Genomic DNA, 8799 nt, shown 5'->3' with positions numbered 1-8799 from the left:
TATCGGCATCGGTGCCGGCCTTGAACACCACATTGATCTGGCTGACGCCCTGGCTGGTGCTGTTGGAGCTGATGTAATCCATCCCCGGAGCGCCATTTATCTGCTCCTCGAGCGGGCCGGTTACGGCACTTTCCACCGTGAGCGCATCCGCCCCGGGCAGGTTGGCCGTCACCTGGATTGTGGGCGGCGCGATATTCGGCAGGTTCTCGATCGGCAGCAGCGGCAGCGAGATCACCCCGGCCATAAGGATCAGGATGCTGCACACGGTGCTGAGCACCGGCCGGCGGATGAAGGTGTCAGAAAGGCTCATCGCCGCGGGATCACCATGCCGCTGCGCAGCTGGGCCAGATTGCCCAGAACCACTGCATCGCTGGAACTAAGCCCTTTGATTACGGCGAAGCGACCTCCCTGCAGGCTGCCTAGGGTCACGGGCGTCTGCACCGCCACCAGGGCACCTGCCGAGGGGGCCGGTGTGATCGGTGCGCCGATCAGGCGCTGGGCTTCAGCGGGCTGCACCGCCCGGAACACAAACGTCTGCCCCGCCTGCAGCAACACCGCGGCCTGGGGAATCGCCAGCTTCTGCTCACGGCCGAAGCGCAGGCTGGCCTGCACGCGCTGCTGATCGCGCAGGGCGCCATCGGGGTTCTCGAAGGTGGCCTTCACCAGCAGCGTCTGGGTGCGCCGATCGAGCGACGGGGCGATAAATGTCACCTTGCCGATCGCCTTCAGCGCCGGCTTGTCGGGCGCCTGCAGCTCCACCGGCATGCCTAGCCGTACTCGATAGGCCAGCTCGCCGGGCACATCCAACCTCACCCAGAGGCTGCGATTGTCAACGATGTTAGTGATGGTTTCGCCCTGGCGCACCACCGCCCCCAGCTTGTGCTGAATGTCACCCACCATGCCGGCGATCGGTGCCTTCACATCCTTGTAGGCCAGCGTGGCTGAGCTCGCCCTAACTTTCTCATCACTGGAGATGGCTTGGGTGACATAGGCATCGCGTTGCTTGGTTGAGACGGCGCCCTGCTCATTGAGAAAGATGTAGCGCTCGGCATTGAAACGATCCTTACGGGCCTCCGCCGCATCGGCAGCCAGGCTGGCCTGCTGCTGAATTTGATCGAGCCGGAACAGCAGCTCCCCCGGCCGCACCATCTGGCCCTCGCGCATCGACATCGCCACCATGCGGCCGTCGATCTCAGCGGCCAGCGGCACGTTGGCTATCGATTCGAGGGTGCTCTGGTAGGTGGCCTGATCGGTGAAGGCCTGGCGCGCCGGACTGGTCAGAGAAAAGGTGGGCTGTGGCGGCGGTGGCGGTGGTTTGACGCAGCCGACAAGGGTGGCCAAAAGCACCGGAAGCACCGGAAACGCCAGCATCGGCACGAGGGAAGCAGGATGCCTGGGCTGCACTGAACGGCGCACGATGGGCTTCAAAACCACTTCAACCTAGGGACGGCAATCAGCTGGGTCAAGCAAAGTTATCCGCTCACAGGAGGAGCCCTACTCAAACGGGCGCCATAGAGGGGCTCAATTGAGGGTGTTAATCGCCCTGGCTAGAATCACAATGAATACGGTGATCATGGCGAGGCTGTGCACACTGTGCAACACCTTGATCGGTCGACCCACTAGCAGGTGCCCCTCCGGAGGACCAAAACAGTTGCTGCTCAGAATTGTGAAGTAGGCATAATCCATGAACTCAGGCTGCCAACGATCCGACCGCAACACATCACGCTCAAGTGTTTCCTCTGGAAATACGATGCCATAGGGCGTGGTCAACGCGGCTGACCCCGACTGCTCCCAGAGAGCGCCCAGACGCCGGGGTGGATTATCGACAAACCAATACCAGAATAGGAAGGTCAGGTTGATGCTGAGATAGAGCATCAAGGCATCTATCAGCAACGTGTAGGAGGACAGATTCAGCCTATAGATGGCGATATTCTCGGAGAGCAGATTGTTCGCAGCCATACCGGAGGCCAGCCACACCAGGGATGCCAGTTGCCGTCGGCTCGGCGCCAGTCCCCGGCGAAATTCTGGGAGCAAGCGCACCAGCAGCAGCCACCAGAACGCCACCAGCAACGCAGCAAACACCACCAACAAACCGCGCGCAATTACACCCATTAGCCAAGGAGCACTCTGATGGGCACGGAGCACATGCTCGAAGATGCGCAGCCGCAGCCCCAAATTGAGCAGCACCGCCGCCACCAGAGCGATCAGAAAGGGGCGCAGCGACCTGTTGGCGGATCTGGTAATGGCATCCATCCCATCAACCATTCGGGATGGGCGCATCTGAATGACTTAAACCTAGTCGCAGCGAACAATCAGCTCAAGCAGCTTGACTCAGCAAGCCGGCTGCGTCCCTTGGAGTGGTGTAGGTGCTGCGGTAACCCATGGCGACCCGGGCCTCTGGCTCTTTCCTCAACCTAGATATCGTCAGCCACTGGGACCATCAGACTCAAGGGGTTGCAGAAAGCTGATGAGCAACCCCCTCGCCCACCGTCTGGATGGCCTGGCCGAGACCTGGAACGAAGCCGAGATCACCCGCCCCTCCCTCGGCCGCTGGATCGAGCAGTTCGACGCCGGCGATCAGCCGATCGCCCTGCGGCTGCTGGAGTGCATGCAGATGCACGGCTGGGCACGGCTGATCCGCGAGTGCCGGCTGCTGCATGAGCGCCTGTGCGTCGATCTGGCCGAGGACGGCTTCGATGTGGAGCGCTGCAGCGACATCGACTTCACGCGCGCCTTCGTGTGCAAGAGCGGCGATCTGATCTCCTACCTATATCGCAAGGCCAACCGCCTGCCAGTGACCTGCTTTCACAACATCGAAGGCCTGCAGGCCAATCCGCCTGAGCCCAATCAACGCCGGGCCCTGGTGATTCTCGACGACTACATCGGCACCGGCTCCCAGTTCCTGTTCACCTTCGTGGCCCGCAGCGCCGCCAACCGCGCCCTGCTGCAGCGCTACGCGCGGGTGCGGCTGGCGGCGATCGTCGTCCACGACGACGCCCGCCACAAATGGAAGCTGCTGCAACGCCGCGACCTGGAGCAGGTGATGGCGATCGAGGAGCAGCAACTCACCTGCGTCGATTTCGCGCCCGAGCGGCATTCCCTGATCACCGCCCTCTCCAGTCTCGACTGGCGCCGCGCCGGCCTGGTGGCGGCCGGCCGCGACTTCGCCGTGATCGCCCATCCGCAGCTCAGCCCCGATGAGCGGCAACAGCTGCGCGCCTTTCTGCACAGGCAGCAGCAGACGGCGGGCGCGGGCACCACCGAATTCCTGCTCGGGCACCACTCTTTCTTCTATGGCGCCCCCAACGCCCTGGCGCGGGTGCTGTTGCCGCTGTTCAAGCGGATCGAGGATTTCAGCGTGTACCCGCGCGAGTCGCAGGTGGGCCTGCCGGCTGATCTGCTCGACTACGACATCGATAACCCCGAACCGGTGACGCTGCACTACCCCCGGGAGTGATCAGTTAAACAGCGATGGCCGCTGCGAAATCCAGGCCGGCATCGAGCTCAGCCGCGACCAGGACTCTACTAAAGCGGCCTAGATTGAGCAGTGGCTGAATCGGGTGCGCGACACCTTCAACATCCTCCCGAAGGATGCTGGCGTGGCGATAGTGCGCCTCGGCTGGTCAGGTGGTGCGTATCTGCTGGGCCCAATGGCACCCCTGCTCTGAGCTTGCTCGCCAGAGCTGATGCTTCTGGCCAACCGGCCTTACGGTGCCTTTTTCAGATTGCGTTATCACCGTGCGCACGATCGTGGATCTGCCGGAACCAGAGCGTGATCAGCTCGATGCCCACTGCCGGCAGCGGGGGATTTCCCGCGCCGAGGCAATGCGGGAGGCGTTGCGCCTCTGGTTGCAGCAGCAACAGCCACAACATCGCCAGGTCTTCGGCCTCTGGCATGACCGGCCCGAGGACGCCCTCTCCATCGAGGACAGCTTGCGCCAGGAGTGGGCAAGCCGCTGATGCTGCTGCTGGATACCAACATTCTCATTGACGTGTTGCGCGGACAGGAGCCGGCCCTGCGCTGGCTGGAGCAACAGCCCCAGAGCGCCATCAGCGTGATTACTTGGATCGAGGTGCTTGTGGGTAGCCGGGATGGGGAAGCCGAGCGGCTCGAACCCTGGCTGGAGAGCTTTCCTCGCATCGCGCTCGATCAGGCGATTGCCCGGGAAACGGTGCAGATACGCCAGCGGCACGGGCTCAAAGTGCCCGACGCGATCATCCTGGCAACGGCCACCTGCCATGGCCTCACCCTGGCCACCCGCAACAGCCGCGATTTTCCCTTGAGCCTCGGCGATGTGGTGCACCCCTACAGCCTCTGACCAGCTCCCCCCGGATCTGGGCGCTGCCGAGCACGCGGCCCGGTGGTCACCAACGACACGATCGATCGCCTGCGGGATCAGGCCTCATCCCAGAGGGTATGCAGAGTCCAGGGGCTACCGTCCTTCAGCCAGAACGATCCATCCACCAGGCGGAGGTGCTGATCCAGCGCGGCGATCCGCTCGAGATCGGCCGGCGTGAGTGTGATCGCCGCTGCCGCCAGGTTTTCCTGCAGCCGCGCTGGACTCACCGACTTGGGAATGGTGGAGATGCCGCTCTGCAGCTGCCAGCCGATCAGCACCTGAGCCGGGCTGCAGCCATGCTCCGCGGCGATCGCGCCGATTACCGGGTTTTCCAGCAGTACCGGTTCACCGGCTGCCTTGAGGGCGGCGGGCCGGTCCTGGGAGCCGAGCGGTGAATAGGCGGTGATGTGAACGCCCTCGGCCGCGCAGTCGGCCACCAGGGCTGGTTGTTGCAGCAGGGGGTGCCGTTCCACCTGATTCAGCTCCGGCCGGATCCGGCAGTGGGCCAGCAGCTGGTGCAGCTTGCGGCTGGAAAAATTGCTCACGCCGATATGGCGCGTGAGGCCCGCCTCAAGGGCCGCTTCCATTCCCTCCCAGGTGGATCCCAACGGCACCTGCTCTGGTTGCAGCAGGTCATCGCCGCTGGTCGGAAAGGCAACGCCCGGTTTGATCGGCACCGGCCAGTGGATCAGGTACAAATCGAGCCACTCCAGGCCCAGATCCTGGAGGGTGCGGCGCAGGGCCGGTTCCACGTTGTCGCGCCCGTGGGCGTTGCACCAGAGCTTGGAGGTAATCCACAGCTCCTCGCGCTTCACCTCGCCGGCCTCGATGGCGCTACGAATCGCCTCGCCCACCTCCGGCTCGTTGGCGTAGACGCTGGCACAGTCGATGTGGCGGTAGCCGAGCCGGATGGCTTCCCGCACCGCGGCTCCCACTTCACCCGGAGCCGATTTCCAGGTGCCCAGCCCCAGCAGGGGCATGGGGTCGCCATTGGCGAAGGTGGCGGTGCGCATGGGCTGAATTACCTCCACCAGCATCTTAGGTAGGCGGCCCAACGTGGCTTCAGCACCAACACCCATGCCCCGAAACACCCTGGCCTGCCAAGCGGCGCCATCGACGACGGGAATGGTGATGAACACCTTTCAATTCGACCTCAACGCAGAGCCAGCGCCGCTGCGGCGCCGCACGCTGCTGGCCCATGGGGTAGGCGATGCGGGCACGGGCATGGCCTCGGCCCTGGTGAGCATCTATGGCCTTCCTGCTCGATACCAATGTGATGTCAGAACTGCGCAAGCGGCGCCCCCATGGCGACGTGCTGGCCTGGCTCCAGGTGGTTAACGATGCCGATCTTCACCTCGCCAGTGTGACCATCGGCGAAATCCAGGCCGGCATCGAGCTCAGCCGCGACCAGGACCCCACCAAAGCGACCGAGATTGAGCAGTGGCTGAATCGGGTGTGCGACACCTTCAACATCCTCGCGATGGATGGCCCCGCCTACCGCTGCTGGGCCCAGTTGATGCATCGCCAGTCCGACACGCTCTATGAAAACGCGGTGATCGCCGCCAACGCCCGGGTGCATCAGCTCACGGTGGTGACGCACAACCTCAACGACTTCAGCCGGTTTGACATCCCTCTGCTGAATCCATTTTCCGTTGGCCTCTCGCCGAGTTGAGGCTGCTGCTCCTGGCCACCAACCTCAGCTGGGCCTGCAGGGGGTGACCAACGAGCAGATCGATCAGCTGCTGCATCGGCCCCGCCAGCCGCTGGCTGGAGCGGCAACTCGAGCACGGCTGGGCCACCTGGCCGATCACCAAGAACGGCGTGGTGCGGATCATGGTCCAACCGGCCTACCCCAATGCACAACCGGCTGCCCTGGTGGACCGGCTGCTTGGCCCACGCCAGATCACCGATGCCTACCTGCTGGCCCTGGCCGCGAGCCAGAGCAGCTGTTTCTCCAGCTTCGATCAGCGGATCAGCCTCGACCTGGTGCCCAGCGCCAATGCTGACCACCCCTGCCTGATCCCGTTCGCCTGAATCGATGGCTCTGGGGGCTCTGGCGGCGTGGAGAAGGCCACCTACAGCTTTAGCCAACGGTCGCTCTCCAGCTTGGAGGCGCGCGTGGCGCCCTGATGTTTTAGCGTTGACAGCAATGCTTTCAACGCAAGCGGAGGACATCGATGGCCACCCTCACGATCCGCAACCTCGACGAGCACACCAAGGCGCAACTGCGCGTTCAGGCCGCCCGCCATGGGCGATCGATGGAGGAGGAAGCTCGAACTATCCTCCGTGCCGCCATCGAAGCCACCCAGCCCACCGGAGCCGGCAAGGGGCTGGGCCGTCGCATTCAGGCCCACTTCGCCCAGCTCGGCGGCGTGGAGCTGGCCCTGCCTGATCGTTCCTCCTTACCCTCACCAGCCCAGTTCAGCCAGGAAGGTTTTCGGTGATCCTGCTCGACACCAATGTCATCTCGGAGCTGATGCGGCCGAAGCCAAACCCGGGGGTGCTGGGCTGGGCCGATGGTCTCGATCCCGAGGCGGTGGCAATTACAGCCATGAACGAGGCCGAGATCCTCCACGGCCTGGCCCGCCTACCGGCTGGACAACGTCAGTTGCGACTCCAACTGAGCTGGGAGGCGCTGGTGGCCGAGCTATTCAGCGGGCGGATCTGGCCCTTCAGCAGCGAAGCCGCCCACTGGTACGCCGAAGTACTGCGGCGACGCGAACGGCTGGCGCAGCCGATGGCGACAGCCGATGCGGTGATCGCGGCCACGGCCCTAGCCAATGGGGTGCCTCTGGCCACACGAGACGTCCACGACTTCGCCGAGATCGGCTTGATGTTGATCAATCCCTGGGACTGGGCCTGATCTGCCCCCGATTCCCGATCCAACGGCGACCACGCGAATGGGCCAGCAGTTCCGTGCGGCATCAGCCCTGCAAGTCCGAGAGCAGAGGTTGCCATCACCGCCACGCTCAGCAGTAGCAGCGATGGCCCATCTGCCGGGGAAAGGCCTCGCCGACGAATTGCCGCCGCTGGGGCTGCACCCGATCCACGATGGGGATGCATGGGGGACGCCGATCTTGCGGAGCTTTGCCGAATGCTTCGCCTAAGGTCATTTCTGCTTGGCTCTGTGTGACTAAGAGGTGACTGCATCTGATCAGCAGCCCTCAGCAGCAACCTGCATGAGCACCCCGCATGACTGAGGTTCTGCTGGCCCTCGGACTGATTGCGCTGGTCGGCAGCCTGCTGCGCTACCTGTTTGTTGATCTGGATGTGGAGGCCGCGCGCAGAACCATCGGCATGCTCGTGCTGAATGTGTTTCTGCCGGCCCTGGTGTTCCGGGTGATCTGCAGCGTGCCGACCGGAGTCGAAATGGTTCAGATCCCGCTGGTAATGGGGATCAGCGTGGCGTGCTGCCTGGCTCTAGCGGTGCTGCTCTTTCGCCCCCTGGGGCTGCGTTCCGAAGAAAAGGGAGCCCTGATTCTCGCCAGCGCCTTCGGCAATGTCACCTACCTGGGGCTGCCGGTGCTGCAGGGGCTATTCCCTTCGCTCTCCCTGCAGGTCGCGAAGGTGGCCATCCTCAGCGAGGTGGCCACCACACCCCTCAATCTCAGCGTGGGAGTGGCCCTGGGCGAGAGCTTCAGCGGCAAGCCGCGCAGCGGTGTGCTGCGGCAGGCCTTCCGGGCCGTGGCCACGATGCCGGCGCTCTGGGCCATCGTTCTGGCCCTGTCCTGGACCGCCAGTGGCGTGCCGGTGCCGGGCTTTCTGATGGAAGCCACGCGGATTCTCGGTAACACCGTCACCGGGTTGATGATGCTGTCGCTCGGCATGGGGCTGCGCTACCGCCGCATCCACCAACCATTGCCTCTGCTGCTGGCCAGTGCCATCAAGTTACTGGTGTCACCGCTGGTGGTGTTAGCCGCAGCCAGCTGGATCGGCCTGCAGCAGCCATACCTACAGGCCGTGGTGCTGGAGGGGGCCATGCCCACCCAGCTGCTCACCTTCGTGATCGCCGATCGGGTCGGTCTGGATGTGGAGCGTCTGGCGGTCTGCATCCTGATCAACACCGCCGCGTCGTTCGTGACGATCCCGCTGCTCAATGGCTGGCTGTTCGGTTGATCCGGCCTTCAGCTACGCAACCGAGTTCATCCCCGTGTGCCTGGCCGGCCGGCCCGATCTACAGACGGCTCGAGCCGTGGAGCCCTGAAGCTGGAGCGAGCATAGCGGCCACATCCGCCGCCAACACGGTGCGTGGCTGTCCCTACCTATTGGATGATGCCTTCATGACACATGACTTCGAGGATTGGCCTGTCAAATGAGCTGGAAACAAGCGAAATGGGTGCTACTAGCCGGAGGAGCAGCGGCCGGGATCCTTTTAAGCAGCTATCCAACGACACCCCAGCTCTCGCGCTGCCCTGAGATCGGTAGCCTCCCTGGCATCGTGCTGGGAATGTTCATGGCC

The 8799-nt window shown here is 63.9% G+C and carries 13 protein-coding genes; 9 read left to right on the top strand and 4 right to left on the bottom strand.

Annotated elements, in window-relative coordinates; genetic code table 11:
* The 3 genes from KBZ15_RS12850 to KBZ15_RS12840 form a co-directional block, all read right to left on the bottom strand.
* Window positions 1–310, bottom strand: a 310-nt coding sequence (locus tag KBZ15_RS12850; protein WP_255015587.1) for an efflux RND transporter permease subunit, incomplete at its 3' end; no start/stop codon positions are given.
* Window positions 307–1416 carry an efflux RND transporter periplasmic adaptor subunit gene (locus KBZ15_RS12845; RefSeq protein ID WP_255015586.1) on the bottom strand — a complete coding sequence of 370 codons (1110 nt, stop codon included), beginning with the start codon at window positions 1414–1416 and terminating at the stop codon, window positions 307–309. The genes KBZ15_RS12845 and KBZ15_RS12850, both read right to left, overlap by 4 nt.
* A gap of 105 nt (window positions 1417–1521) precedes the next feature.
* The gene (locus KBZ15_RS12840) at window positions 1522–2253 is read right to left on the bottom strand and encodes a hypothetical protein (protein WP_255015585.1); all 732 of its coding nucleotides are present in this window, start codon (window positions 2251–2253) and stop codon (window positions 1522–1524) included.
* Window positions 2254–2467: 214 nt separating this feature from the next.
* On the opposite strand from KBZ15_RS12840, the gene KBZ15_RS12835 reads away from it, so the two are divergent.
* From KBZ15_RS12835 to KBZ15_RS12825, 3 genes are all read left to right on the top strand, one after another.
* The gene (locus KBZ15_RS12835; RefSeq protein ID WP_255015584.1) at window positions 2468–3457 is read left to right on the top strand and encodes a hypothetical protein; all 990 of its coding nucleotides are present in this window, start codon (window positions 2468–2470) and stop codon (window positions 3455–3457) included.
* A 254-nt stretch (window positions 3458–3711) separates the two neighbouring features.
* Complete coding sequence (locus KBZ15_RS12830; RefSeq protein ID WP_255015583.1) at window positions 3712–3960, top strand: ribbon-helix-helix domain-containing protein; 249 nt, start codon at window positions 3712–3714, stop codon at window positions 3958–3960.
* Window positions 3960–4319: a type II toxin-antitoxin system VapC family toxin gene (locus tag KBZ15_RS12825; protein ID WP_255015582.1), complete on the top strand. Its 360-nt coding sequence runs from the start codon at window positions 3960–3962 to the stop codon at window positions 4317–4319. Before KBZ15_RS12830 ends, KBZ15_RS12825 begins: the two co-directional genes overlap by 1 nt.
* A 77-nt stretch (window positions 4320–4396) precedes the next feature.
* On the opposite strand, the gene KBZ15_RS12820 is transcribed toward KBZ15_RS12825, so the two are convergent.
* A complete protein-coding gene (locus KBZ15_RS12820; RefSeq protein WP_315859888.1) occupies window positions 4397–5479 on the bottom strand; it encodes an aldo/keto reductase in 1083 nt (360 codons plus the stop codon).
* 110 nt (window positions 5480–5589) lie between these two features.
* Between KBZ15_RS12820 and KBZ15_RS12815 the strand changes: the two genes are divergently transcribed.
* The 6 genes from KBZ15_RS12815 (at window position 5590) to KBZ15_RS12790 (ending at window position 8456) form a co-directional block, all read left to right on the top strand.
* Complete coding sequence (locus tag KBZ15_RS12815; RefSeq protein ID WP_255015580.1) at window positions 5590–6012, top strand: type II toxin-antitoxin system VapC family toxin; 423 nt, start codon at window positions 5590–5592, stop codon at window positions 6010–6012.
* Window positions 6013–6173: 161 nt separating this feature from the next.
* Window positions 6174–6374, top strand: coding sequence for a hypothetical protein (locus tag KBZ15_RS12810; RefSeq protein ID WP_255015579.1), 201 nt, complete (start codon window positions 6174–6176; stop codon window positions 6372–6374).
* Window positions 6375–6517: 143 nt separating this feature from the next.
* Window positions 6518–6784, top strand: coding sequence for a FitA-like ribbon-helix-helix domain-containing protein (locus KBZ15_RS12805; protein ID WP_255015578.1), 267 nt, complete (start codon window positions 6518–6520; stop codon window positions 6782–6784).
* Window positions 6781–7203 carry a type II toxin-antitoxin system VapC family toxin gene (locus KBZ15_RS12800; protein WP_255015577.1) on the top strand — a complete coding sequence of 141 codons (423 nt, stop codon included), beginning with the start codon at window positions 6781–6783 and terminating at the stop codon, window positions 7201–7203. The genes KBZ15_RS12805 and KBZ15_RS12800 overlap by 4 nt, the downstream gene beginning before the upstream one ends.
* A gap of 121 nt (window positions 7204–7324) precedes the next feature.
* On the top strand, window positions 7325–7447 hold the full coding sequence (locus tag KBZ15_RS12795) for a hypothetical protein (RefSeq protein ID WP_255015576.1): 123 nt from the start codon (window positions 7325–7327) through the stop codon (window positions 7445–7447).
* Between the two features lie 85 nt (window positions 7448–7532).
* Window positions 7533–8456 (top strand): AEC family transporter, encoded by a 924-nt coding sequence (locus tag KBZ15_RS12790; protein WP_255015575.1) that lies wholly within the window; start codon window positions 7533–7535, stop codon window positions 8454–8456.
* Window positions 8457–8799: the final 343 nt, after the last annotated feature.

This window comes from Cyanobium sp. BA20m-p-22, assembly GCF_024346275.1.
GTDB lineage: Bacteria > Cyanobacteriota > Cyanobacteriia > PCC-6307 > Cyanobiaceae > Cyanobium_A.
Note: the sequence above shows the minus strand (reverse complement) of the source record. Positions and strands in the feature narration are given on the sequence as shown.